We start from the raw sequence: 24,876 nt of genomic DNA, 5'->3' as shown, positions 1-24,876 counted from the left end.
CTAGAGCCCATGGACGTTCTGGCGCACTCCCCGTCACCGCCAGGCGTCAACGGACCCCACGCAGCCCCATTCAAGGAGAGCAGGATGCAAAAGCAATTGGTCGTCACCGTGATCGGCGCAGACAAACCCGGGATCGTCGAGAGCCTGGCCGATACCATCACCCGGCAGCAGGGCAACTGGCTGGCCAGCTCCATGAGCGAGCTGGCGGGGCAATTTGCCGGCATTTTGCACGTCGCCGTGCCTGACGAGCATTACCGCAGCCTGTGCGAGGCCCTGGTGATGCTGCCTGGCCTCACCGTGAGCTTCGCCGAAGGGCAGCTCAGCCCGCAACCGGCCCATCAGGTGATGCTGAGCGTCACCGGCAACGACAGACCGGGCATCGTCCATGAAGTGGCCAGCATCCTGCGCCAACTCAACATTAACGTCGCCGACCTCACCACAGGTTGCGAACCTGCGCCCCACTCAGGCGCCCCCCTCTTCTATGCCCACGCTCTGGTGGCCCTGCCGCCGCAGCTCGAACTGGACGATCTCGTCACGGCCCTGGAGTCCCTCTCCGACGACCTCGTCGTCGACATCGATCAGGATCTGAGCGAATAGTGTCGCCTGTCATAAATTTGTCATGGTTTGACGCCATAACTTCCGCGCAGACGCAACCAGAGCAAAGAGGCACCAGATGAGCACCGACAAGCAGTATGAAGAGAAAGAGCTTAGCTGGCTCTCATTCAATGAACGGGTGTTGCAAGAGGCGATGGACAAGACGGTACCCCTCATCGAGCGGGTCCGCTTCCTCGGGATTTTCTCCTCCAATCAGGACGAGTTCTTCAAGGTACGGGTGTCGGACGTCAAGCGCCGCATCCTCATCAACGAAGTCCACGGCGGCGACGACGAGGCCAAGGTGCTGCTGCGCGCCATCCAGCAGAAGGTGATGGCGCTCGGCGAGGCGTTCGACAACACCTACAAGGAGCTGCTGATCGCGCTGGCCCGCCACAACATCTTCCTGGTGAACGAAAGCCAGCTCTCTGAGTCCATCCAGCAGTGGCTGCGGATCTTCTTCCGGGAAAAGGTGCTGCGCCACATCATCCCCATCCTCCTCAACAAGGAGGTCAACCCGGTCAAGTTCCTGAAAGACGAGCACACCTATCTCGCCATCGAGATGAAGAAGAACGGCCAGGTGATCCAGTACGCCCTGGTGGAAGTGCCCACCGACGATCTGCCCCGCTTCTTCCAGCTACCGCCGGAGGGCACCCGTCGCAAGAAGCAGATCATCATCCTCGACAACGTTATCCGCTTCTGTCTGGACGAGATCTTCAAGGGCTTCTTCGACTACGACGAGATTGCCGCCTACGCGGTCAAGCTGACCCGGGATGCCGAATATGACCTCTCCGACCAGCTGGACTTGAGCCTGGTGGACAAGATGAGTGACGGCTTGAAACAGCGCCTCACTGCCATGCCGGTGCGCTTCGTCTACGAGCGGGAGATGCCGGCTGCCATGATAAGCTTCTTGAAGCTCAAGCTGCAGATCAGCTCCTACGACGCCATCATGCCCGGTGGGCGCTATCACAACTTCAAGGATTTCATCGGCTTCCCCAATGTGGGCCGGGATTATCTGGAAAACCCCAAGCTGCCGGCCCTGGACTGCCGCGACTTTGACGGCTTCGTCAACGCCTTCGACGCCATCGCCAAGCAGGACATCCTGCTCTACTACCCGTACCACAAGTTCCACCACTTCACCGAGCTGGTGCGCCAGGCGGCCTTCGACCCGGCGGTCAGCGCCATTCGCATCAACATCTACCGGGTGGCCAAGAAGTCGCGGATCATCCACTCCCTCATCGACGCCGCCAACAACGGCAAGAAGGTGACCGTGGTGGTGGAGCTGCGCGCCCGCTTCGACGAGGCGGCCAACATCGACTGGGCCAACATCCTGACCGACGCAGGCGTCAAGGTGGTGTTCGGGGTGCCCAGCCTCAAGATCCACTCCAAGCTCTGCCTCATAACCCGCCACGAGAACGGCGAGGCGGTGCGCTACGCCCATATCGGGACCGGCAACTTCAACGAGAAGACCGCCAAGATCTACACCGACTTCTCCCTGCTGACCCGCCATCCGGACATCACCGCCGAGGTGGAGAGCGTGTTCGAGTACATCGAGTACCCGTACCGGCGCTACAAGTTCAACCACCTGCTGGTCTCCCCCATCAACAGCCGCCGCCAGCTCTATCGCCTCATCGACAACGAGCTGACCAACGCCAAGGCGGGGCAACCCAGCGGTATCACCCTCAAGATCAACAACCTGGTGGACAGAGACCTCATCAACCGGCTCTATGCCGCCGGCCAGGCCGGGGTGCCCATCCAGATGATCATCCGGGGCATGTGCGCCCTGCGCCCGGGGGTGCCGGGTCTGAGCGACAACATCCGGGTCATCAGCATCATCGACCGTTTCCTCGAACATCCGCGGGTGATGGTGTTTCACAACAAGGGCAATCCCCAGCTCTATATCTCCAGTGCCGACTGGATGAGCCGCAACATCGACGGTCGCATCGAGGTGGGCACCCCCATCTATGACGAGCGGCTCAAGCAGCGCATCCTCGACATTCTCGAGCTACAACTGAGTGATACCTGCAAGGCGCGGGTGATCGATGCCGACCAGAAGAACGAGTACGTGAAGCGGGGCAACCGCCGCAAGGTCCGTTCCCAGGTGGCGATTTACGACTACCTCAAACGCATAGAGTCAAACCATGGACAATAGTCTGTACGCCGCTGTCGATCTGGGCTCGAACAGCTTCCACATGGTCATTGCCCGCCTCACCGAGGGGCGGATGCAGATCATCGATCGCATCAAGGAGCGAGTGCGCCTCGCCGAAGGGATGGATGAGCAGCGCCGCATGTCCCAGGAGGCCATGGCGCGCGGGCTGGACTGCCTCGCCCTGTTCGCCGAGCGGCTCACCAACATCAAGCCGGATCAGATCCGCATCGCCGGCACCTACACATTGCGCCGCGCCAGCAACGCCCGCGACTTCGTGCGCGAGGCGGCCAAGGTGCTCAACCACCCCATCGAGATCATCAGCGGCCAGGAAGAGGCCCGCCTCATCTATCAGGGGGTCGCTCATACCCAGCACATCGAGGGCCAGGTGCTGGTGGTGGACATCGGCGGCGGCAGCACCGAGCTCATCATCGGCGAAGGGTTTGAGCACAAGGCGCTCACCAGCCGCAAGATGGGCTGCGTGAGCTTCACCCAGAGCTTCTTTGGCAACGGCAAGCTCGGCGAGAAGGCCTTCAACGCCGCCGTGTTGGAAGCCCAGCATCAGCTCGCCCCCATCATCAACCAGTACCGCAAGCTGGGCTGGCAGAGCTGCCTCGGCAGCTCGGGCTCCATCCGCACCGTGCGCGACGTGTTGCAGGGGGAAGAGTGGACCGATGGTGCCATCACCCTGGCGGGACTCGAGCGGCTGAAGGAAGAGATGCTCAAGCACAAGCGGGTCGACCAGCTCAAGCTGGCGGGCCTCACCGAGGAGCGTCAGGGGGTGTTCGCCGCCGCGGTGGCCATCCTGCTCGGGCTCTTCACCTCCCTGCCCATCGAGCGAATGGAGTACTCCGACGGCGCCCTGCGCGAAGGGTTGCTCTACGAGTTCGAGGAGCGCCTGCAGCATCACGACATTCGCGAACGCACCGCGCTTGCACTCAGCACCCACTATCGCATCGACAAGCGCCAGGCCACCCGGGTGGAGAGCAGCGTCCTCTCCCTGTTCGACGCCCTGAGCGGCCCCTGGGAGATGCCGGAAGAGCCCTATCGCGCCATCCTCGGCTGGGCGGCGCGGTTGCACGAAATCGGCCTTGCCATCAACTACAGCGGCATCCACAAACACTCCGCCTACATCTTGCAAAACACCGACCTGCCCGGCTTCAACCAGGACGATCAGGCCTTGCTGGCGGCCCTGGTGCGCTTTCATCGCAAGGGGCTCAAGCTCTCCGAGCTGCCGGCCCTGCCCAACCACGACGAGCAGACGGTGCTGCGCTGCATCCGCATCCTGCGCCTCGCGGTGGCGGCCCACCACAGGCGTCAGGACAACCTGCTGCCCGAGTGGAACGTGCAGGCCGCCGGGGATCAGCTGGTGGTCACCCTGCCGCTCGACTGGTGCGACGAGAACAAGTTGCTGATGCAGAACCTGGAAAAGGAGCACCGCTACTGCCACGAGCAGGGCTGGCCCCTGCTGTTCCAGCTCGGGTGATCCGCTCCTCTGTGCAAAAAGGCAGCCGATGGCTGCCTTTTTTTGTCTCTTGTCTTTTCCTACTGCAGATCCGGCAGGATCAGCTTGGCTATCTCGAAGTAGATGATGAGGCCGGTACCGTCCACCAGGGTGGCGATGAAGGGGGCGGAGACCACCGCCGGGTCGATGCGAAAGCGACGCAGCACCATGGGGATCACCGAGGCGACAGTGGCGCTCCAGAGCACGATGGCGACGATGGTCAGGGTCACCACCATGCCGATCTCGGGCCCCACCCCCAGGCTCCAGGCCCGCACCCAGGCCGCCAGCGCAATGGCGGCCGAGATGAGCAGACCGGTGGAGATCTCCTTTTTCAGCACGGTGCCGAGGTTTTTCAGGCTCACCTCCCCCACCGCCATGGCACGCACTATGGTGGTGGTGATCTGGGTACCGCTGTTGCCACCGGTACCGATGAGGAGCGGGATGAAGAAGGCCAGGGCGATGGCTGCCTCCAGCTGCTCTTCAAAGGCCCGCAGCACGGTGCCTGTGTAGGCTTCCGCCACGAACAGGATCAGCAGCCAGCCCACCCGCTTGCGCCACAACTGCCAGGGGGTGGCCTGCAGATAGGGGGTATCCAGCGGCGAGGAGCCCCCTTGCAGCTCCGCATCCTCGGTGGACTCCAGCTCCAGAATGTCGGCGGCATCGTCCACGTGGAAGACCCCCACCAGACGACCCTGATCTTCCACCGGCAGGAGCGAGAGGTCGCGGTCAATGAGCAGGCGGGCCGCCAGCTCCTGATCCGCCCGGGCGTTGATGCGCACCGCCTCCCCCTCCATCAGCTCCCCCACCGGCAGCAGAGGATCGGCGATCAGCAACGACTTGAGGGAGACGCTGCCAAGGAGGCGCTGCTCGCCGTCAACCACATAGAGATGACCGAACAGCCTGGCCTGATCCCAGGCGCCGTGGATCAGCTGCTTGGCGCTTTCCACCGTCGCATCGGCCTCCACTGCCAGGTATTCGTGGCGCATGTTGGCCCCCACCGACTCGTTCGGCCAGGCCAGCAGGGACTGGAAGGCTTTACGGGCGGGGTCTGGCAGCCGGGCGAGCAGAGTCTTGCGATCGTGCTCGTCGAGCCTGCGCAGGATGGCCAGCAGGTCCCGACGGGCCAGGGTGCCCTGTAGTATCCCCACGATGCTGCCATGCAGCCTGAGCAGCAGATGGCCGGCACACTCCGCCGGGAGGGAGGCGAGCAAGGACGCCCCTTCCGGCATGGAGAGGGTATCGAAGATGCAGTTGAGCTCTTCCGGGCGCAGGGTCAGAAGCTGATCGGCACGGGCCACCGGATCCAGGTTGTGCGCCAGCCAGTTGCGCAGGGCAACCGGGTCGAGCAGTTGATGACGATTGAGCAGGGTGTGTGTTTTCTTCATCACAGATGTCCTCATGTGATTTCAGGCGAACCTGAACGCCTCCGGCACCTGGCCGGATGCAACGGCAAGAAAACAGCAATTTGATTGACGAGTAACAGGCAGGAAATGACGCCGTCCGGCGTGTTTTCATCCCCACGTACCAGCTTTAGCACTGCATAACGTATCCGGCATGCCGGAAGCCACTTGGGTTGACACCTTAATCCGATGAAAACTGTCCTGATCTTGGGCGTCTCTGGACGTCGTGAGATCAGTGGCCTGTGTTTATGCAGGAGCCTCGCCTAACGAGATGCTGCGAACATTGATTGCACGGCGCTACCGTGCGGGCGGCATCATCTGCCCAGGCGCAGGTCGAGTCAAGGCAAACGGGCCCCTGGCAACGGGTTGTTACAAATTGGCCGGACGGCGGGCCTTTCATGAAACGAGGCTCCCCCGTGCGTGGCACGGGGGAGCCTGCGGTCAACGGATGAACGTCAGCGGATATAGTCGAAGAGGGTCAGCTTGCTTATCTTGCTGAAGGCGAGCTGGGAGGCGCTCATGGCTGCATCCTCCTTGGAGAGGGCCGCGATCACCTCGTACATGTCCGCCTCGGACACCTTGGCCCGCGCCTGCTGGTTCAGGGTGCTGAGTCCGTCGTTGGAGCTCATCACCTGCTCCAGGCTGTTCATCCTTCCCCCCAGCTCCCCCAGTCCCCGGTCTATCTTGGTTCTGGCGTTGCTCATGTGGGTGGTGGCATCGGAGACCGCCAGCTGGAAATCGCTCTCGGACAGGGTCGGATCGCGCATGGCGGAGATGAAATCGGACATGCCATTGAGGATGTTGTCGTTTTTCGGGGTATCCAGCACGAAGTTCTGGGTCGCCGACCCCGCAGGGAGGTCGAGGGTGAGCGCCAGGCCGTTGAAGGGGATCTTGTTGCCCGCCACATAGTCGCCGCTTTGCAGCAGGGTGCCACCGCTGTCACGGATCTCGTAGGTGTCCGGCGGCCCGGCCAGGGTGCTGACCGCATACTGGTTGCTCGGCAGGGAAGCATCATAGTTGTTGCGATAGAAACTCTCGAAGTTCCCCTGATCCGCCACCGACACCTGGATGTTGCCACTGGCGGCGCTGGCGGTGCGCCGGGTCGCCACCATCTCGAACAGATCGAAACCGGAGTCGTTGGCCGGGATCTGCACCGTGGGAGAGACCTGGATGTTGCGCTGCCCCGTGTCCCCCTGGAACACATAGTTGCCGCTGGCATCCTTGACGAAGGGCTGGGTCTTGCTCTGATTGCCGCCGAAGATGTACTCCCCCTGGGAGTTCTTGCTGTTCATCAGGTCGAACATCTGCTTTTGCAGCCCCTCCAGTTCGCTCGCGATGGCGTTGCGCTCCTCGGAGCCCATGGCGGAGTTGTTCGCCTTCTGGATCAGGGTCTGGGCACTCAACATGGCGTTGTTGAGGGAGGTGAGCACCGTCTCCTCGTGGCCAAGGCTGTTCTCCAGCAGGCTGCCGTTGACGCCGTACTGCTTGAAGAGATCGATCTCCTTGGTCAGCGCCATCTTCTGGCTCATACCGGCCGGGTCCTCCCCGGAACGGGAGAATTTATCCCCCGTCATCAACTGGTTGTAGGCGGTGTTCTGGCGCTCGCTCACCTTGCTCATGGAGGCAAGATTGCGGTCATAGATCATGTTGGTGGTGATGCGCATGACTTACCTCACGGAGGAGAGCAGGGTGTCGAAGATGGTCTTGGCGGTATTCACTATCTGGGCCGAGGCCGCATAGGACTGCTGGAAGCGGATGAGGTTGGCCGCCTCCTCCTCCAGATTGACGCCGGAGACACTCTCGAAGATGGCGGTACTCTGGGTCAGCTTCGCCTCGTTGGCCTGCAACAGGGTCTTGGCCTGGCTGGTCTTGTTGCCAATGCCGCTCACCAGACCCGAGTAGGCATCGTTGAAGGTCATCTTGTCGTTGCTGGTGGCGGCGTTGTTGTTCTTGCGCACCAGCTCCTTGTTCTGCAGCTCCGCCAGCGCCAGGCCGTTGGCGTTGTCCGCAAAGCCGTCCTTGTTGTAGCTGAGCGTGAAGCTGTCGTTGGCCTCCACCTTGCCGGTGATGCTGAACTCATAGCCCGGGCTCTGGGTCGGATCGGCGTAGACCTTGGGCCCCCCCAGGGGGCTCTCGAGGGCGGCCATCAGGTTCTTTCCCTTGCTGGAGGCGGGGGCCACACCGAGCAGGTTGTTGTTCTTGTCATAGACCTCGTAGTTGCCGCTGCCGTCGATCTTGATGACCTGGGGGGCACTCGGGTCCAGAGTGTTGGTGCCAAAACCCGAGCCCGTGCCGGTGTTGTAGACACCGCCCAGCGTTATCTCGCCCGAGCCCAGGTTCTGGGATCCCTTGTCCGCCTTCAGGGGGGATGCCAGCGCGATATCCTCGGGACGGGTGATCGCCTGCTCCAGGTTGGCAGCCGCATTCCGGGTGGGTTGCAACAAGATCTTGTCACCCGCGACCGGAGTGCCGGAGAGATCGATTTCGATGCCGTGTCCCGCCACCTCGAAGGTGGCTGGCGGCGTGGTCCCCGTGGCGAGCGAGGTACGCTGCCCGCTGCCGTCGATGGCGAACACCTCGTAACCGGTGGCGCTGTTGAACCGCACCTCGTAGTCGAAGGTGGTCACCTCGCTCCCCTTGCCGGGGACGAAGTTGACGCTGGCCGCCCCGTTACCCTGGTTGCTGGCGTAGGGCAGCCCCTGGCTTCCCTTGAGGGTGAAGAGATCCCCCCCAAGCTCGTTGTCGAGATCCATCCCCAGCCGGTTCTGCTGGTTCATGGCATCCCCCAGGGCGACGGCCAGCTGCCCCAGCTCCCGCTTGGCGGGCTCCAGATCCCGGCGCGCGGTGAAGAGGCCACCGATGGCACCGCCAATATCCTGGTCGTTGATGCTGGCCTGGTTCTTGCCCAGGGTCAGCTGCAGGGAAGGCTCACGGGAATCCGGATCCCCCGGCACCACCTTGAACTGGGCCACGCCGCCATCGAGCACCAGGGAGTGCCCTGTGCTCATGTTGACCAGCATGCTGCCATTGGGCTGGGTCACGGTGCGGATCTCCATCTTCTCGGAGAGCTGGCGAATGGCCTCATCCCGCTGATCGAACAGCATCAGGTTCTCTTCAGGGGAGCCCTGGGTGCGGACGATGGCCTGGTTCAGATCGTTGATGCTGTTCAGCAGGCTGTTCACCCTGTCCGTCTCGTCCCCTATGGTGGCGTTGATGGTATCGGACTGCTTGTCGAGCTGGGCGGAGAGGGTATGGAATCTGTCCACCATGCCGCTCAGTTCACTCAGGGTCGTCTTGCGCCCCCCGATCTCGGACGGTGACTCGTTGGCGGTGTGGAAAGCCTTGAAGTAGGAGGTGATGGTGGTCCCCACGCTGTTGCTGGCATCACCAAGCAGGCTGTCGAGCCGGAACAGTTGATCGTAGCGGGTGTTGGCCGCCTGATAGGCGGACGTATCCCGGCGCACCTCGGCCTGGGCATAGGCGTTGATGATGCGCTCGCTCACCATGTCCCCCGTCCCCAATCCGACGGAATTGGTGTAGATCAGGGTGCGTTCACGTACATAGCCCTGGCTATTGACGTTCACTATGTTGTTGCTGGTGGTCTGCAGCAGTCGCTGCTGGGCCAACACACCCGAGGTCCCAATTCCAAGCAGATCGCTTGCCATAGCTTACAGCTCCATCTCTGTGTTCCTGTCTGCAATGTTGCCGGGCGTCGAGTAACCGGCGATGGCATCACTGCGCAACACTTGTTTAAGTTTCCTGGCGTACTGGGGATCGGTGGCATAACCGGCCTGCTGCAACGCCTCGAAGTAACGGTCCGGGCTGTCCACCTTGGCCAGAGCCCCCTTGTAGCGACTCCCAGAGGTCAGGAAATCCACGTAGTCGTTGAAGCTCTCTTCGAACGACTCGTAGGAGCGAAACGCCGCCTTCTGGCGCGAGGCCACCCCTTGCTCATATTCCAGGGTGCTCACCACCGCCTTGGGGCCTTCCCAACGCGGATCGGCCTTGATGCCGAACAGGTTGTGCGTCACGTTTCCGTCTGCATCCTTGATCACCCGCTTGCCCCAGCCACTCTCAAGGGCGGCCTGGGCCACCAGCACCGCCGGACTCAACCCCAGCTTGTCCGCCGCCTTCTTGGCCAGCGGCATCAGCCTGTCGACGAACTCTTCCGGGCTGTCAAACACCTTGGCGCTGCCATCCAGGGCCGAAGGCCTCTGGCTGCTGCCCATGGGCGGCACGGTGCGGTGGGGGCGTCTTGGCAGGGCCAGCGTACGTTCGGCCCCATTCAGCTCACCCTTCATTTCGTTATCAGCAAAATCTTTGCCAACTTTGGAGGCAGCAATCAGATCGTTGGAGGCACTGGGGGGTTGATAGGGCTTGTAGACCCGCTCGGTACGCTGGGGCAGCTTGAGTACCCGGCCATCCTGATGGGTGAAGGTCTGCTCGGGTGAGAGCTGCCTGGCCACCATCTCGGCAATGCCCAGCCCCCCCTTGCTCGACATGTCGGCAACCCGCTGCTCGTCCAGCATCCCTTCATAGAACTGGGTGTAGCTGCTGTTCATCGGGTTGCCCTCGGTGAGCACCGAGTTGGCCTGGCGCATCCCCTTGAACAGGGTCTGGGTGAAGATGGATTCGAACTGGCGGGCGGCCGCCATCAGGGCCCCTTGCTTCCCCTCCTTGCTCAGGCTCATCTGGCGCAGTTTGTCCAGGTTCTGGACGTCCTGCACCATGCCAATATTGATACCGCTCTGGGTGTCGAACTCTGCCATAACCTACCTCTTTGCCGCCCGTGGCAACCGCTTGCCGCTCACGAAATTACAGAATGACCAGTTGGCCCTGGATCGCGCCCGCCTGCTGCAGCGCCTCCAGGATCGCCATCAGATCCCCGGGGGCGACCCCCACCTGGTTCACCGCCCGCACCAGGTCGTCCAGGGTCGCGCCGGTATCAAGCTTGAACATCCGACCGGGATCCTGCTGCACGTTGATGGTGGAGTTGTTGGTGACCGCCGTCTGCCCGCCAGCGAGCGGATTGGGTTGGGAGACCTGCTGGTTCTCGGCGATGGTGACCGTCAGCCCACCGTGGCTGATGGCCGCCGGGCGCAGCTTGACCTCGCTGCCGATGACGATGGTCCCGGTGCGCGAATTCACGATGATCTTGGCGGACTCGCTCGCCGGGTCCACTTCCAGGTTCTCGATGGTGGAGAGGTAGGAGACCCGCTGGGCCGGATCCCGCGGTGCGAATACCTTGATGGAGGTGGCGTCCATCGCCTGGGCGGTGTTCGGACCCACCAGATCGTTGACCACGTCCGCCAGACGGCGGGCGGTGGTGAAGTCCGGCCGGTTCAGGTTGAAGGTGATGGTGTCGCCCTGGCTGAAGGAGTTGGGAACCTCCCGCTCCACGGTCGCCCCGTTGGCGATGCGCCCCACTGTGGGCGTGTTCACCACCACCTTGGAGCCGTCCGCCCCTTCGGCCCCGAGGCCACCGACCACCAGGCTGCCCTGGGCCACTGCATAGACGCGGCCATCCAGCCCTTTCAGGAAGGTCTGGAGCAGGGTGCCGCCACGCAGGCTCTTCGCCTCGCCGATGGCGGAGACGGTGACGTCTATGGTCTGGCCCGGCTTGGAGAAGGGGGGCAGATCCGCGTGGATGGCTACTGGTGCCACGTCCTTGATCTTGGGCTTGATGTTGTCAGGCACCTTGATGCCGAAGTTGTTGAGCATGGTCCTGAAGGTCTGCTCGGTGAAGGCGTTGTTCTTCTCCCCCGTGCCGGGCAGGCCCACCACCAGACCGTAACCGATCAGCTGGTTGCTGCGCACCCCTTCCACCGAGGCGAGGTCCTTGATGCGGGATGCGTGCGCCAGCCCGAAGGGCAGCAGGCAGCACAGCAGGGCAAGCAGACGGAATCGGTTCATGACATCTCCTAACAAAACCTTCCTGATCCGGGGCCCGTGAACGCCCCGGACTCTTGAGTCTTAAATGGGCCACCAGGGGCCGTTGAAGAAGCTGGTGAGCCAGCCCTGTTCCTGGGTGTTCGCCAGATCCCCGGTACCGCCGTAATAGATACGCGCATTGGCCACCCGCTGGGAGGAGACGCTGTTTTCCGAGCTCACGTCCTCCGGGCGCACCAGACCGGTGATGCGGATGTATTCGTTGCCATTGTTGAGCATGATCCACTTCTCGCCGCGCACCAGCAGGTTGCCGTTTGGCAGTACCTTGACCACGCTGACCGAGATGTTGCCCTGCAGGCTGTTGCTCTGATCCGCCTTGGCCTGCCCCTTGAAGGCACTGTTCTGGCCGATGGAGGCCGACAGATCGTAGGGCCCCGCCGTGACCGGCACGCCACCCAGGGTGACGGGGTCAAGCGCCAGCTTGTTGTCCTTGCCGCTCTGGGTGTTGGCCTTTTTCGACGCCGAGGTCGACTCCGCCAACTGGATGGTGATGATGTCACCCACCCGGTGCGCCTTGATGTCCGAGTAGATGCCGTTGACCTGCTCGGGCTGGAAGATGGCGCCGGTCGGGCGCACCGACACCGGCTCAGACTCCCCGTAGACGGGGGCGAAATCCGGGTCATCCGGTTTGGCGGTATTGGGGGTACTGGTACAACCCGCCAGCGTCAGCAGTCCCAGCATCCATATGGCTTTCATCATGACACTCCTTTCATCAGGTCCGCTGGGTCAGGAAGGACATCATGGAGTCGACGGCGGAGATGACCTTGGAGTTCATCTCGTAGACCCGCTGAGCCTGGATGAGATTCACCAGCTCCTCGGTCACGTTGACGTTGGAGGTCTCCAGCATCCCCTGCTTGATCACCCCCAGCCCGTCCGCGCCGGCAGTCCCCTGAATGGGGGCGCCGCTGGACTGGGTCTCGAGGAAGAGGTTCTCCCCCATGGGCTGCAGGCCGGTGGGGTTGACGAAGTCCGTGGTGTTGATCTGGCCCACCACCTGGGATTGGCCATCCCCCTTGAGCTGGACGGAGACCTGGCCATCCTCCCCCACGGTGACGCTCTGGGCGTTCTCGGGGATCTGGATCTCCGGTTGCAGCGGGTAACCGTTGCCCGGGGTGACGATGGTCCCCTCGTCGTTCAGGGTGAACTGGCCGTTACGGGTATAGGCGGCGCTGCCATCGGGCAGCTGGATTTCGAAGTAGCCGCGGCCGCTGATCATCAGATCAAGGGAGTTATCCGTGGTCTGGACGTTGCCCTGACTGTGGTTTTTCTGGGTGGCGACCACCTTGGCACCCGCCCCCAGCATCAGGCCGGAAGGGAGCTCGGTGTCCGCCGAGGAACGACCGCCAGGCTGGTTGATGTTCTGATACAGCAGATCCTCGAAGATGGCTCGCGCCTTCTTGTAGCCCACTGTGCTGGCGTTCGCCAGGTTGTTCGAGGTGACCGAGATGTTGGTCTGCTGGGCATCGAGGCCGGTCTTGCTGATCCAGAGTGCAGGATTCATGGGGTGCTCCTTGATTAGCTGATACGCAGCAGCTGGGTTTGTGCCTCGTCGTTCTCCTCGGCGGTCTTCATGATCTTGACCTGAGTTTCAAACTGACGTTGCAAGCGAATAAGGTTGGTCATCTCGTCGACCACGTTGACGTTGCTCCCCTCGAGGGAGCCGGCGATCAGGCCCACATCCGCAGACGCAGCCTCATTCTGGCCATCCTTGCGGCGAAACAGGCCGTCCTGGCCTTTCTCCACCGCATCTGCCGCCGGGTTGACCAGCTTGATACGCTGGAAATCTTCCGGCAGGTTGGCGGCTGCCCCCTCGGGACGGCCGCTGATGGTACCGTCACGATTGATCTCAATTTTCTCCATGGGCAGGGGCAGCACGATGGGCTGACCGGCATCATCCACCACATTCAGACCGGTGGAAGTCTGCAGATTGCCGGTGGCATTGAGCTGCAGGTTGCCCATGCGGGTATAGGCTTCCGCACCGTTGGGATCCTGCACCGCAATCCAGCCTGGCCCATCGACGGCAACGTCAAGATCCCGACCCGTGGTCATCAGCATGCCGTGCTGCAGGTTCTGGCCCGGCCGCTCGGTCATGGCGAACACCCGCGTGGGCAGCCCTTCGCCAAACGCCTGCATGCTGCGCGCCTGCTCGAAGTCAGACTTGAAGCCAATGGTGTTGGCGTTGGCAAGGTTGTTGCCACGAACAGCCAGGCTGTTCATGTTCTCCTTGGCCCCGGACATGGCGATGTAAAGCAGGTGATCCATGGGATCCTCCGTCAAACAGATGACTCTCACAGCTCAACTGCAAGTTGAATGCCAATAGAGATGACGAAGACGGAATGAAAGGAGGAAATGAGGCGGGACGGAAATGACAAGGGGCGCCGAAGCGCCCCTGCCAACTACCCGCCGTCTTAGCGGATCTGCAGTATGTTCTGCTGCAGGGAGCTGTTCACTTCCAGGGAACGGGAGTTCGCCTGGAAGTTGCGCTGGGCAGTGATGAGATCGACCAGCTCGGTGGTGAGGTCCACGTTGGACTGCTCCAGCGCCGACGACTTGATGGAGCCGAACGTGCCGGAGTTCGGGGTGCCGGGCAAGGCATCGCCAGAGAGCAGGGACTGGCGCCAGGAGGTGTCGCCGACCTGGGTGAGACCCTGGGCATTGGCAAACTTCGCCATGGCCACCATGGCCACCTTGACGGTGGTGGCGTTGCTGTAAGTGGCGGAGACAATGCCATCCGCCCCGATCTCCACCTTGGTCAGGCGACCGACGGTGGAGCCGTCCTGGGTCAGCTTGCTCACTTCAAAGGGGGAGGCGTACTGGGTCACGGTACCAAGCTTGAACTCAATCTCCTGGGTGCCATCGGCGCCATTGGTGATGATACCAGCCCCCGCCGCCCCCAGGGGTTCAGTCTTGATGACCGCCGGGGTGGTGGGTGTGACCATCTTGCCGGAGGCATCGAAGGTCACCCGGGCGCTCAGGGGGGCCTGACTCAGACCGGTCGCCATGGTGGTGGCCGTACCGCCTACGATGTCGATGGGCTTGTCCCCTTCATAGAGGTACATACGCCAGGCAGTCGGCACCGCCGCTTGGGTAGGATCGGCCGGATCCGCTTCCTTGGTGAAGTACTGGGTGATGGTGTGTGGCTCGCCCAGGGAGTCATAGACCACCACGGAGGTGGAGGAGGAGTAGGTGGTCGAGTCAGTGGGATCGAATTTGGAGGCATTGACATCCATCAGCGTTTTCGTGCTGGAAGGCAGGTTGAAACCAGCCTCGACCGTCGTGGTCTGCACCGGCTCACCGGCCTTGTCCGGGATCTGGATGGGCTTGGTGGCGTTGATGCTCACCGCCTTGGGGGTGCCATCAGAGTTGATCTCGTACCCTTGCAGATAACCGCCGGAGTTGCTGACCATGTAGCTGCTTTCATTGAGCTTGAAGGCGCCCGCACGGGTGTAGGTGCGATCCAGGTTGGTCAGGCCGTCCGAGGTCACGAAGAAGCCGTTGCCCTGGATGGCGAGATCCAGCGCGTTGTTGGTGAATTGCAGCGCGCCCTGGTGGAACTGCTGAGCCACAGCGCCAGTCGCCACCCCGTTGCCGACCTGGGTCTTGGCGTTGACGAAGATGGAGTTGGCATAGACGTCGGCAAACTCGGCACGGGACTCCTTGAAGCCGGTGGTATTGACGTTGGCAATGTTGTTCGCGGTGACGTTCAGGTCTTTTTGAGCCGCATTGATGCCGCTGAGGGCATTGTTGAATGACATGTCTTTCTCCTTAGATCACTGCGTTAGAGGACGAAGCCGACTGGGTGGTGGTCTTGCCGGTCGTCGCGCCAATTTCCAATACATCGGTCAGGTAGATGCCACCCAGTCCCTTGAGTTTGAGGGTGCTGGGGTTGGTGCTCGTTCCCAGGGTGACGCTCTCCACCTTGGCGTAAGTCAGGGCGGGGACGCTCTCCGACTTGCCGTCGACGGTGGCATGCGCCTCTATCGAATACTTGCCGCTCTTGGCCTCGTTGCCGGACTTGTCCTTGCCATCCCATTCGAAGGCCACGTTCCCCTTGTGGCTCCCTTCGATGGCGAACTCCCTGATGACCTGGCCGCTCTCGTCCTTCACCGTCACCTTGATGTTGCTGCCGCCATCGCCGGTGGCGATGACCCCCGTGAGGGTGCCCCCCTTCTCCACGTAACCCGTGTTGGACGGGATCAGCACGTTCTGCCCCACCAGCGCGGAGGCCTGCAGCGCCTGGCTGGAGGTCATCAGGCTGTTGAGGCTCTCCATCTGGGTGGAGAGACTGCTGATCCCCTGAGACGTCGACATCGAGGTCATCTGGGAAAGCATCTGGGCGTTGTCCACCGGTTTGAACGGATCCTGATAGGAGAGCTGCATGGTCAGCAGCTTCAGGAAGGACTCCTGATCCAGCTCCTTTTTCTGGGTACTGGTGTTGGCCGTACTGGTCTGGGCCGACGTCGTCCGGTTGACACCCAGCAGGCTGTCATAGGTATCTGCCACTTATGCTCCCCCCTCTAGGGCGTGCCCATTGGGCCGATTGTTGCCGCCTGGCAGGCGATCACGGGTCACTCTCATCCGGGTTCACCTCTGTCAGGACTTGCCCAGACCCAGGGTCTGCTGCAACATTTTCTTGGCCGCGTCGGCCACCTGGACGTTGGTCTGGTAGCTGCGCGACGCCGCTATCATGTCCGCCATCTCTTCCACCATGTTGACGTTCGGCTTGAAGATGAAGCCATCCTTGTCCGCCATGGGGTGATTCGGGTTGTACTCCTTGAGCAGGGGCGCATCACTCTCGACGATGCCCTTCACATCCACCCCGACCGAGGCCTGCTTGTCGGACATGGCCTGATCCAGCTGGGCGGCAAAGACTGGCCGCCTGGCGTGGTAAGTTTTTTCCACGCTGGAGCTGACACTGTCAGCGTTGGCCATGTTGCTCGCCACCGTGTTGAGGCGAACGGACTGCGCGCTCATGGCAGAGCCTGCAATGTCAAAGACCTTGAACAAACTCATCCTTGCTCTCCTTTCAGTGCCTTGAGCAGGCCGCTTATCTTGCTGTTCATGAATTCAAGGGAGGCCTGGTATTCGAGGCTGTTGCGCAGGAACTCGCTGCGCTCCTGCTGCACGTCCACCGTGTTGCCGTCACCGGTATCCGGTTGCAGGGGATTGCGGTACTGGGTCGTGCCCGGGGTATCCATCTGCAAGGCGAAGTGCTTCTCGCTGGTGGTGCTGAGCCCGAACCCTTGCTGGCCCTGGGCATCCTGCAACGCCTGTGAGAAGTCGATGTCACGGGCCTTGAAGCCCGGCGTGTCCGCATTGGCGATGTTGCTGGACAACACCTCGGCACGCTTGGCGCGCACGCTCAGCGTGTACTGATGAACACCGAATGCCTTGTCGAATGAAATTGCCATAGCACACCTCCTGCTTCATGAATATTTAGCAAGAGGTGTGCCAAGAGGGTATTGAGCGGGGTTATTTGACCTTGTAGACGATGCCGGGGTTGCAGCGGATCATCTCGAACTTGTCGGTGAGGCCGGCCAGAGACTCAGAGGCCCCCAGCATCAGGTAGCCGCCAGGATTGAGGCTGCTGGCGAACTGGTTGAGGATCTTGGATTTCACTTCGGGCGCAAAGTAGATGAGCACGTTGCGGCAGAAGATGATGTCAAACTTGCCGAGCAGGCTGTAGCTCTCCAGCAGGTTGAGGGGACGGAAGCTGGTCAATTTTCTGACACGCTCCACCACCCGCATCTTGTTGTCGCCACAGGGTTCGAAAAAGAGTCGCTTGCGCTCGGGGGAGAGCCCGCGAGCCAGCGCCAGGCTGTCGTAGACCCCCTCCTTGCACTGGTTGAGCATGGTGCTGGAGATATCGGTCCCCACTATCTGCACCCCGCCCGGCAAGGTACCCGGCCGCTTGACTTGCTGCTCCAGCGCCGTCATGGCGATGGAGTAGGGTTCCTGCCCGGATGAAGAGGCGGCAGACCATATCTTGATGGGACGACCGCTCTTGCCAAGCTCCGGGAAAATCTTGTCGCTCAGCAGCTGGAACGGATAGGTATCGCGAAACCACAGGGTCTCGTTGGTGGTCATGGCATCGACCACCGCCATCTTGAGCTCCCGCTCGCGCACGCTCATCGCCCGGGTGACCAGATCAGACAGACTCTCGATACCAAACTGAGTCATCAAGGGCGACAGGCGGCTCTTGACCAGATACTGTTTGTTGTCACCCAGCACTATGCCGCTCTGTTGCGCCAGAAAATTGCTGAATTGCCTGTATAAGTCGTCCGAAAGTGTCTTCATGCAGTTGTTCTTCTTGATTAGAGAGCGCCTTGTACGGCCTTGGCCAATTCATCCGGCTGGAATTTGGCAATGAAATTGTTCGCTCCGACTTTCTGCACCATGGCCTGATTGAACACCCCACTGAGGGAAGTGTGCAGGATAACATGCAAATCCTTGAGGTTGGGATTGTTGCGGATCTCGGCGGTGAAGGTATAACCGTCCATCTCCGGCATCTCGATGTCCGAAATGACCAGGGCTATCTGATCCTTGATGGGACCGTTCTTGGACATCTCCAGCAACATGTTGAGCGCTTCCCGTCCATCCTTGGCCAGCACGCACTGCACCCCGATAGCTTCCAGTGCCCGTTGAACCTGCTTGCGCGCAACCGAAGAGTCGTCCGCAACCAGCACGGGACGCCCGTGAGGATTGCGCTCCACGCTTGCTTCCACCAGTTCGGTGGACACCTCGGTGGAGACCGGCGAGATCTCGTTGAGAATGCGCTCCACGTCCAGGATCTCCACCAGCTCACCATCTACCTCGGTCACCGCCGTCATGTAGTTGATGCGACCTGCCCCTTTGGGTGGCGGCAGGATGGACTCCCAGTTCATGTTGATGATGCGCTCGACCGAGTGGACCAGGAACCCCTGAATGGAACGGTTGTACTCGGAGATGATGATGAAGCACTTGGAGAGGTCCTGGATGGGGCGTTTGCCCATCGCCATGCTGAGATCGATCACCGAGATGGTCTGGCCACGGATATGTGCCACGCCGCGAATGCAGGAGTTGAGCTTGGGCATGACGGTCAGAGGGGGACACTGCAGCACCTCGCGTACCTTGAATACGTTGATGCCAAATCTTTGACGTCCATTGAGACGAAACAACAGCAGCTCCAGCCTGTTTTGTCCCACTAGCTGGGTTCGCTGGTTGACCGAGTCCAGAATACTCGCCATAAACACTCCCTAAAAATGCTTGGCACTGATCGTGCATGTCATTATGCATGCACATTGGCTTGCATCAGATCATCGTTGTTTCAACAACCGAATAATTCTGGAGCAAGCATAGTTAACTACGGTGGTATACGTGAATAACTTATCGACCGGTAAGCAAAAATGATTAGTAGACTTTTCCTTATCTTACTGCCGTTTTGCAGTCTGTCTCACGCCATGGCGTCCGAGGTCACCGACTATCTGCAAGAACAGGCACAGGCGTTCGTGCTCGACCAGCTCGATATTCCCCTCGATGCACAGGCCGACGTCAAGGCCGGTACCATTGACGAGCGCCTCCCCCTCACGCGCTGCGAAGATGCCCTCACCATTTCCCTCCCCGCCAGGATGGAGATCCGTCGCAACACCACCGTCTACCTCAAGTGCGAGGGAGAGAAATCCTGGGATCTCTATCTACCGGTCCGGGTCAGCATCCAGAAACCCTATGTCACCGTCGCCGTCCCGGTTGCCAAGGGAGACATTCTGAGTGAACCCATGCTGACCCTGGCATACCAGGACCAGACCCTGATCCGTGGCGACTACCTTACCGACCCGACCGCCCTCATCGGGGTACGCAGCAAGCGTGAGCTCAAACCGGGCCAGCCAATCAGGCTGACCCAGGTATGCGTGGTCTGCAAGGGGGACCAGGTCACCCTGAGCGCCGAAAACAGCAGCATGCAGATCAAAACCATGGCCCGCGCCTTGCAAGATGGCAGCTTCGGAGACATGATCCGGCTTGTCAACACGCGCTCGGGCAGAACGGTGCAAGGCCAGGTCAGTGCAGTGGGCTCCGTGGTCGTGACATTCTGACACATGAATGCACTGCGCAATTTTTTTCTAAAGTTCTGACCGCCGTCACCGATATACAGGTAAGCGAACAGCAAAGCAGACGAAGGTAAACCTTATGGCTATCAACAATATCAACAACTTGGCTAACAACCGCCTGCAAAACAGCGGCAGCAGTCAAGGTGTAGCCACCAAGTCGGCGACCTCCAGCGAGAGCAGCCGTGCGACGACCGTCAAGAGCGACTCTGTCTCCTTGACCAGTGAGGCGCAGCAATTGCAACAGATGCAGAAGACCCTCAACACCGCCTCCACCGGTAACGAGAGCCGCGTCGAGAGCCTGAAGAAGGCCGTGGCCAGTGGGGAGTACAAGGTCAACAGCGAAGCCGTGGCCAGAAAGATGTTCAGCTTCGAAGCCGATCTGGATAAACGGTTGGGATGATGGACCTCCCTTCGCTGCTGCGCGCTCAGGACGACAACCTCTCCCAGATGCAAGGCTTGCTGGCAGAGGAGTTCGACCTCCTCAAGGCTCACCGGGCCCTTGCCTTGCCGGCACTCGCCGATCGCAAGCAGCAACTGCTGGTGGCCATCGAGACGCTGGACAAGACTCTGGCAGAGCTACCCGACCTGCAGCAACAGCTGGGCGCCTTCCCGACCCAATTGCAGGCCCTGCAAGCCAAGCTGGAAGCCTGTCAGGAGCAGAACAACCTCAATGGACGTCTGCTCGAACTCAGCATTGTCTCCAATCGCCGTCTCGCCAGCTTCCTCAGCAAGCTCAGAGACAGCAGCTCCCTGACCTATGACGCCAAAGGCAATACCCGCTCAGGCACCCGCTCTTTCGGGATCAAGGCCTGATCTCCTCTCCCCCTTCTGATTTTCTCTCCTTGTCAGCTCCTAGTCAGAGCACCAGCTGCATCAGGGTTTCTCCATCCTTGCAGGCATGGATGCTCATGCAGCCCTCGTCATAGCGCCCATAACTGGCCACCCACTCGCCCCTTGGAAAACAGATAGACCCCGGGTTCATCAGGAAAATCTCTCCCTCCTGGCGCAGCACAGGCACATGGGTATGACCGCTGATGAACAGGCTCCCTGCTGGCAGGGGCACGTTGCCGGGCTCATAGAGATGACCGTGGCTGACAAACCAGCGCCGCCCATCCACCAGCAGCTGGTTGTAGGGCGCCGTGATGGGGAAGTGGAGCAGCATCTGGTCCACCTCCGAATCACAATTGCCACGCACCGCCATGATGCGGGGGGCCAGCTCGTTGAGCCTTGCCGCCACGGCGGCAGGATCATACCCCGCCGGCACCGGATTGCGCGGCCCGTGATTGAGCAGATCCCCGAGCAGCAGATAGTGATCAGGCTGCCAGGGAGCGAGTTGCGCCAGCACCTGCTCGAGGGCAGTCAGACTGCCGTGCAGATCCGAGATAATGGCAATCTTCATTCCACACTCCTCATGGCTGGCTGAAATAGAGATCCTTGGTGGCGATGGCGCCCTTGAGGTTGCGGCTCGGCAAGCCGCGCAGTGCCGGGTCCACCAGTCGCATCTGGTTGTAGTGATAGACGGGGATGACGGGCACCTCCTCCATCAGCAGTTGCTCGGCCTGATGATAGATCCCGGACCGGGCGTTGGCATCCAGGGTCTCGGAGGCCTGCTGCAGCAGACCATCGAAGGCGGGGTTGCAGTAGCCGCTCTCGTTCTGGGGATCCTGACAGCGGAAACTGCCAAGCATGGACGACGGCTCGACATAATCACCAAACAAAAATGAACGAGCCAGCATGAAATCACCACTGTCCTTGGCGACCTGATAGGCATTCCACTCCATGTTGTTGAGAGAGACCTCGACCCCCAGCGGTTTCCACATGGCCGCCACCGCCAGGGCCAGCTTCTTGTGGTTCTCCGACGTGTTGTAGGTCAGCGTCAGCCTGAGGGGATGGGCGCTGTTGTAGCCCGCCTGGGTCAACAGCGCGGCGGCCCGGGCCAATCGGGTCGGCTGGTCTTCCCGGGAGAGGGGGATATCCAGCTCGTCATAACCCGGCATGGCGGGCAGCAGTGACCAGGCAGAGCGCTCCCCCTGGCCGCTCACCTTCTCGGTCAGCAGGTGGCGATCGATGGCCATGGAGAGCGCCTGGCGCACCCGCACATCCTGCAACTCGGGGCGATTGAGATTGAAGGTGTAAAGATAGGTGCCAAGCAGCGGCAGACCCCAGATCCGCTCCGGTGCCTCCTGCATGGTCTTCTGGTAGTACTCCAGCGCCACCTTGTTGGTGAGCTGGATCTCCCCCGCTTCGTAACGCAGCCGCTCCCCATGCTGGGAAGCGAGCGGCAGGTAGGTCACCCGCTGGATCCGGGTATGGGCGTCATCCCAGTACTGGGGGTTGCGTTCGGCTTCGATGCGCTCGTTCACCACCCAGCTCGCCAGCTTGTAGGGGCCATTGCTCACCATCTTGCCTGGCTGGGTCCACTGCTTGCCAAACTGGGCGATGACCCGCTCGTTGACCGGCACGAAGGGGCGCTGGCTGACCAGTTGCAGGAAATAGGGAACGGGGCGCTCCAGGGTCACTTTCAGGATCTGGTCGCTTTCTGCCTCCACCCCCAGGGCATCGAGGTCGAGCGCCCCGGCATAGATGGACTGGGCATTGTTGATGCCGGTCGCCAGCAGCAGGCCGGCGGAGGGGGAAGCCTGCGCCGGGTTCAGCAGCCGCCGCCAGGCGTAGACGAAATCCCGGGCGGTGAGGGGCTCGCCGTTGGACCATTTGAGCTGGGGACGCAGGAAGAAGCGCCACACCAGCCCATCCTCGCTGGTCTCCCAGCGCTGGGCCTGGGCGGGCACTATCTTGCCCTGACCATCCTCGCTCACCAGCCCCTCGAACAGGTCCACCAGCACCACCTCCCCCGGGAAACCGGAGCGGATCAGGGCCGGATCGAGGGACTCGGGTTCGGCGCCATTGCCCTTGACCAGGGTCTGCCTGTCCGACAGCACGGGCTGCTGCACCACGGTAGTGGCCTGAAGCGGCGGCACCGCCATCAACCCGAACAGCAAGGGAGAGAGCCAGCGGCGGGCTGGCCTGGCGGCGAAACGGTAAAACATGACATCAACCTCGTTCAATTCTTTTGACTGCAATGGGGGGAAGGCCGGCGGCGCGCCTGGAATCGAATGCATCATGCCGCGCTTGTTATCCCCGAAGACGACCCGTATTGTATCGGGCCTGCCCGATAGAGGGAGTCTTTCGGGCTATTTTTTTCAAGGTTTTATGACGACACGGCCGCCACGGGTGGGCGCAATCGCCAGAAGGCGCACTCCCCTGCCTCGTTGGCAATCGGCCCGGGGCGATGTGTCGCCTGCAAGTCCGGTTGTCGTCTACCGTTTCAGGGGTCTTTATGGGTTACGAATGGCTGGCGCTGGCTGCCGCCAGTTTATGGGCGATCGCCGCCCTCATCTCCGTCAAACCGGCTCGCCATCTGGGGGCCTTTGCCTACAGCCGCTGGCGGATGTTCCTGGTCAGCCTGATGCTGGCCAGCGCAAGTCTGGTGACGGGAGGCTGGCAGACCCTCACCGAGAGCGCCCTTCCCCTGCTGGCCCTCTCCGGCCTCATCGGCATCTTCGTCGGCGACACCGCCCTCTTTGCCTGCATGAACCGGCTCGGCCCCAGGCGCAGCGGTCTGCTCTTCTCCTGCCACGCCCTCTTCTCCGCCCTGCTTGGGCTCTGGCTCTTTGGCGAGCGGCTCGATGGTTGGCGCCTGCCAGGCGCCTTGCTGGTCCTGGCCGGGGTCATGCTCGCCATCCTGTTTGGTCGTCGTGGCGACAACCAGCAGAACGAATGGGAGCAGGTGCGCGGCCGCCTCGTGGTCGGCATAGCCCTTGGCCTCACCGCAGCCCTGTGCCAGAGCCTGGGAGCCATCATCGCCAAGCCGGTGATGATGAGCGGCACTGTGGACGCGGTGAGCGCTTCCGGCGTGCGCATGGCCAGCGCCCTCTTGGCACACTGCGTCTTGCGGGCACTGCGCCTGCCGCTCGCCATGCCGCACAACCCCATCAACCGGCAGGTGCTCGGCATGATAGGCATCAACGGATTTCTGGCGATGACGCTGGGAATGACCCTGATCCTGGTGGCCCTGCGTCAGGGAGATGTGGGCATGGTGGCCATCTTGTCTTCCACCACACCGGTCATTCTGCTGCCCTTGCTGTGGTGGCACTCGGGGATGCGTCCCTCGCTCCCCGCCTGGGCCGGAGCCCTGCTGGTCACCCTGGGCACGGCCCTGGTGCTGGGAATGGGGAACTGAGCTCCGTCTCTCCTGCAAGAAGGAAGGACCAACACGCCCATCGGCGGCACTGAGCCGCCGATGCTCACCCTTGCCGGACAGGGAGAGAGGCGATCGCGTCCCTAGAACAGGGCCACTTCCTCTTCGGTCAGCTCCCGGTATTCCCCCGGTGCCAGCTCATCGTCCAGAGCCAGATCGCCGATGCGTTCCCGATGCAGCCCGACCACCTTGTTGCCGATGGCGGCGAACATCCGCTTCACCTGGTGATACTTGCCCTCGTGGATGGTCAGGCGTGCTTCCCGCTCGTCAAGGATTTCCAGCTCCGCAGGGCGGGTCTTGTCGTTCTCGTTGCGCAGGTAGATACCGTCGGCAAAGAGCGAGATGGCCTCTTCACTCACGGGATCAGCCAGCCAGACGTGGTAGGTCTTCGCACACTCGTGCCGGGGCGACGTGATGCGATGGGACCACTGGCCGTCATCGGTGATCAGCACCAGCCCGGTGGTATCGAGATCGAGGCGCCCCACCACGTGCAGTTTACCCATGGCCGGCTCGTCGAGCAGGTGGAACACGGTGGCGTGATCCGGGTCCTCGTTGGAGCAGACATATCCTTCCGGCTTGTGCAGCATGAAGTAGCGATTCTGCAGGTTCAGGGTCAAGGTCACACCGTCAAACTCGATCTGGTGTTGCTCATTGATGTGAAAGGCGGGCTGCTTGACCAGCACGCCGTCTACCAGCACTTCCCCCTGACGGATCAGCTTGCCCGCCTGGGAACGGGTCAAATCGGAGCAATCGCAAAGAAATTTGTCGAGCCGCATGCAAAAACCTCGGAATCCATCATGATTGGGGGCGACATTATATCGGTCAGACCCGACAACACCAGTACTAAGCGACAGGGACTCAAGATGGCGCCTGACGCCATGATGTGCCAGTGATAGACTGCCGTCAGCAGACCGACATCACACATAATAATAAGCCCAGGATGT

24 protein-coding genes and 1 riboswitch are annotated in these 24,876 nt (G+C 61.4%); of the genes, 7 read left to right on the top strand and 17 right to left on the bottom strand.

Annotated elements, in window-relative coordinates; translation table 11 throughout:
* The first annotated feature begins 84 nt into the window (after window positions 1–84).
* The 3 genes from BN1120_RS18955 to ppx all read left to right on the top strand — a co-directional run bounded on the left by BN1120_RS18955 (window position 85) and on the right by ppx (window position 4,223).
* Window positions 85–597, top strand: a complete 513-nt coding sequence (locus BN1120_RS18955) for a glycine cleavage system transcriptional repressor (protein WP_010675281.1) — start codon at window positions 85–87, stop codon at window positions 595–597.
* A gap of 76 nt (window positions 598–673) precedes the next feature.
* Window positions 674–2,743: a polyphosphate kinase 1 gene (gene ppk1, locus BN1120_RS18950; protein WP_039040240.1), complete on the top strand. Its 2,070-nt coding sequence runs from the start codon at window positions 674–676 to the stop codon at window positions 2,741–2,743.
* A complete protein-coding gene (ppx, locus tag BN1120_RS18945) occupies window positions 2,733–4,223 on the top strand; it encodes an exopolyphosphatase (RefSeq protein ID WP_041214872.1) in 1,491 nt (496 codons plus the stop codon). The genes ppk1 and ppx overlap by 11 nt, the downstream gene beginning before the upstream one ends.
* 59 nt (window positions 4,224–4,282) lie before the next feature.
* Here ppx and mgtE read toward each other — a convergent pair whose 3' ends face one another.
* The 14 genes from mgtE to BN1120_RS18875 form a co-directional block, all read right to left on the bottom strand.
* Complete coding sequence (gene mgtE / locus BN1120_RS18940) at window positions 4,283–5,626, bottom strand: magnesium transporter (RefSeq protein WP_042017552.1); 1,344 nt, start codon at window positions 5,624–5,626, stop codon at window positions 4,283–4,285.
* A 123-nt stretch (window positions 5,627–5,749) separates the two neighbouring features.
* Window positions 5,750–5,919, bottom strand: a riboswitch (M-box (ykoK) riboswitch).
* Between the two features lie 177 nt (window positions 5,920–6,096).
* Complete coding sequence (flgL, locus tag BN1120_RS18935; protein WP_010675285.1) at window positions 6,097–7,305, bottom strand: flagellar hook-associated protein FlgL; 1,209 nt, start codon at window positions 7,303–7,305, stop codon at window positions 6,097–6,099.
* A gap of 3 nt (window positions 7,306–7,308) precedes the next feature.
* Complete coding sequence (gene flgK / locus BN1120_RS18930) at window positions 7,309–9,306, bottom strand: flagellar hook-associated protein FlgK (RefSeq protein ID WP_042017550.1); 1,998 nt, start codon at window positions 9,304–9,306, stop codon at window positions 7,309–7,311.
* A 3-nt stretch (window positions 9,307–9,309) separates the two neighbouring features.
* Window positions 9,310–10,410, bottom strand: coding sequence for a flagellar assembly peptidoglycan hydrolase FlgJ (gene flgJ / locus BN1120_RS18925; RefSeq protein ID WP_042017546.1), 1,101 nt, complete (start codon window positions 10,408–10,410; stop codon window positions 9,310–9,312).
* Between the two features lie 46 nt (window positions 10,411–10,456).
* The gene (locus BN1120_RS18920) at window positions 10,457–11,554 is read right to left on the bottom strand and encodes a flagellar basal body P-ring protein FlgI (RefSeq protein ID WP_010675288.1); all 1,098 of its coding nucleotides are present in this window, start codon (window positions 11,552–11,554) and stop codon (window positions 10,457–10,459) included.
* A 60-nt stretch (window positions 11,555–11,614) separates the two neighbouring features.
* Complete coding sequence (gene flgH, locus BN1120_RS18915) at window positions 11,615–12,286, bottom strand: flagellar basal body L-ring protein FlgH (RefSeq protein ID WP_010675289.1); 672 nt, start codon at window positions 12,284–12,286, stop codon at window positions 11,615–11,617.
* Window positions 12,287–12,302: 16 nt separating this feature from the next.
* The gene (flgG, locus tag BN1120_RS18910) at window positions 12,303–13,091 is read right to left on the bottom strand and encodes a flagellar basal-body rod protein FlgG (RefSeq protein ID WP_010675290.1); all 789 of its coding nucleotides are present in this window, start codon (window positions 13,089–13,091) and stop codon (window positions 12,303–12,305) included.
* Window positions 13,092–13,105: 14 nt separating this feature from the next.
* The gene (flgF, locus tag BN1120_RS18905; RefSeq protein ID WP_010675291.1) at window positions 13,106–13,852 is read right to left on the bottom strand and encodes a flagellar basal-body rod protein FlgF; all 747 of its coding nucleotides are present in this window, start codon (window positions 13,850–13,852) and stop codon (window positions 13,106–13,108) included.
* Window positions 13,853–13,998: 146 nt separating this feature from the next.
* Window positions 13,999–15,345 carry a flagellar hook protein FlgE gene (flgE, locus tag BN1120_RS18900; RefSeq protein WP_042017542.1) on the bottom strand — a complete coding sequence of 449 codons (1,347 nt, stop codon included), beginning with the start codon at window positions 15,343–15,345 and terminating at the stop codon, window positions 13,999–14,001.
* A 10-nt stretch (window positions 15,346–15,355) separates the two neighbouring features.
* Window positions 15,356–16,093 carry a flagellar hook assembly protein FlgD gene (locus tag BN1120_RS18895; protein WP_042017540.1) on the bottom strand — a complete coding sequence of 246 codons (738 nt, stop codon included), beginning with the start codon at window positions 16,091–16,093 and terminating at the stop codon, window positions 15,356–15,358.
* Window positions 16,094–16,183: 90 nt separating this feature from the next.
* Complete coding sequence (flgC, locus tag BN1120_RS18890) at window positions 16,184–16,603, bottom strand: flagellar basal body rod protein FlgC (protein ID WP_005329775.1); 420 nt, start codon at window positions 16,601–16,603, stop codon at window positions 16,184–16,186.
* Window positions 16,600–17,001: a flagellar basal body rod protein FlgB gene (gene flgB, locus BN1120_RS18885; RefSeq protein ID WP_010675294.1), complete on the bottom strand. Its 402-nt coding sequence runs from the start codon at window positions 16,999–17,001 to the stop codon at window positions 16,600–16,602. Before flgB ends, flgC begins: the two co-directional genes overlap by 4 nt.
* Window positions 17,002–17,062: 61 nt before the next feature.
* Window positions 17,063–17,887, bottom strand: a complete 825-nt coding sequence (locus BN1120_RS18880; protein WP_010675295.1) for a CheR family methyltransferase — start codon at window positions 17,885–17,887, stop codon at window positions 17,063–17,065.
* A 17-nt stretch (window positions 17,888–17,904) separates the two neighbouring features.
* Complete coding sequence (locus tag BN1120_RS18875) at window positions 17,905–18,816, bottom strand: chemotaxis protein CheV (RefSeq protein ID WP_010675296.1); 912 nt, start codon at window positions 18,814–18,816, stop codon at window positions 17,905–17,907.
* Between the two features lie 237 nt (window positions 18,817–19,053).
* On the opposite strand from BN1120_RS18875, the gene flgA reads away from it, so the two are divergent.
* From flgA to BN1120_RS18860, 3 genes are all read left to right on the top strand, one after another.
* Window positions 19,054–19,659 (top strand): flagellar basal body P-ring formation chaperone FlgA, encoded by a 606-nt coding sequence (gene flgA / locus BN1120_RS18870; protein ID WP_039040281.1) that lies wholly within the window; start codon window positions 19,054–19,056, stop codon window positions 19,657–19,659.
* A 94-nt stretch (window positions 19,660–19,753) separates the two neighbouring features.
* Entirely contained in the window at window positions 19,754–20,074 is a 321-nt protein-coding gene (flgM, locus tag BN1120_RS18865) for a flagellar biosynthesis anti-sigma factor FlgM (RefSeq protein ID WP_010675298.1), read from the top strand.
* Window positions 20,071–20,487: a flagella synthesis protein FlgN gene (locus BN1120_RS18860; protein WP_039040232.1), complete on the top strand. Its 417-nt coding sequence runs from the start codon at window positions 20,071–20,073 to the stop codon at window positions 20,485–20,487. The genes flgM and BN1120_RS18860 overlap by 4 nt, the downstream gene beginning before the upstream one ends.
* 43 nt (window positions 20,488–20,530) lie before the next feature.
* On the opposite strand, the gene yfcE is transcribed toward BN1120_RS18860, so the two are convergent.
* Together yfcE and BN1120_RS18850 are read right to left on the bottom strand one after the other, a co-directional pair.
* A complete protein-coding gene (yfcE, locus tag BN1120_RS18855; protein WP_042017538.1) occupies window positions 20,531–21,073 on the bottom strand; it encodes a phosphodiesterase in 543 nt (180 codons plus the stop codon).
* A 10-nt stretch (window positions 21,074–21,083) separates the two neighbouring features.
* The gene (locus BN1120_RS18850; protein ID WP_041215860.1) at window positions 21,084–22,721 is read right to left on the bottom strand and encodes a peptide ABC transporter substrate-binding protein; all 1,638 of its coding nucleotides are present in this window, start codon (window positions 22,719–22,721) and stop codon (window positions 21,084–21,086) included.
* A 290-nt stretch (window positions 22,722–23,011) separates the two neighbouring features.
* On the opposite strand from BN1120_RS18850, the gene BN1120_RS18845 reads away from it, so the two are divergent.
* A complete protein-coding gene (locus BN1120_RS18845; RefSeq protein WP_042017536.1) occupies window positions 23,012–23,914 on the top strand; it encodes a DMT family transporter in 903 nt (300 codons plus the stop codon).
* A 101-nt stretch (window positions 23,915–24,015) separates the two neighbouring features.
* Here the strand turns inward: BN1120_RS18845 and rsuA are convergent, their stop codons facing one another.
* A complete protein-coding gene (gene rsuA, locus BN1120_RS18840) occupies window positions 24,016–24,708 on the bottom strand; it encodes a 16S rRNA pseudouridine(516) synthase RsuA (RefSeq protein ID WP_039040228.1) in 693 nt (230 codons plus the stop codon).
* Window positions 24,709–24,876 lie beyond the last annotated feature (168 nt).

It is taken from the genome of Aeromonas caviae, assembly GCF_000819785.1.
Classification (GTDB): domain Bacteria; phylum Pseudomonadota; class Gammaproteobacteria; order Enterobacterales; family Aeromonadaceae; genus Aeromonas; species Aeromonas caviae.
This window is presented reverse-complemented; position numbering and strand designations above follow the sequence as displayed.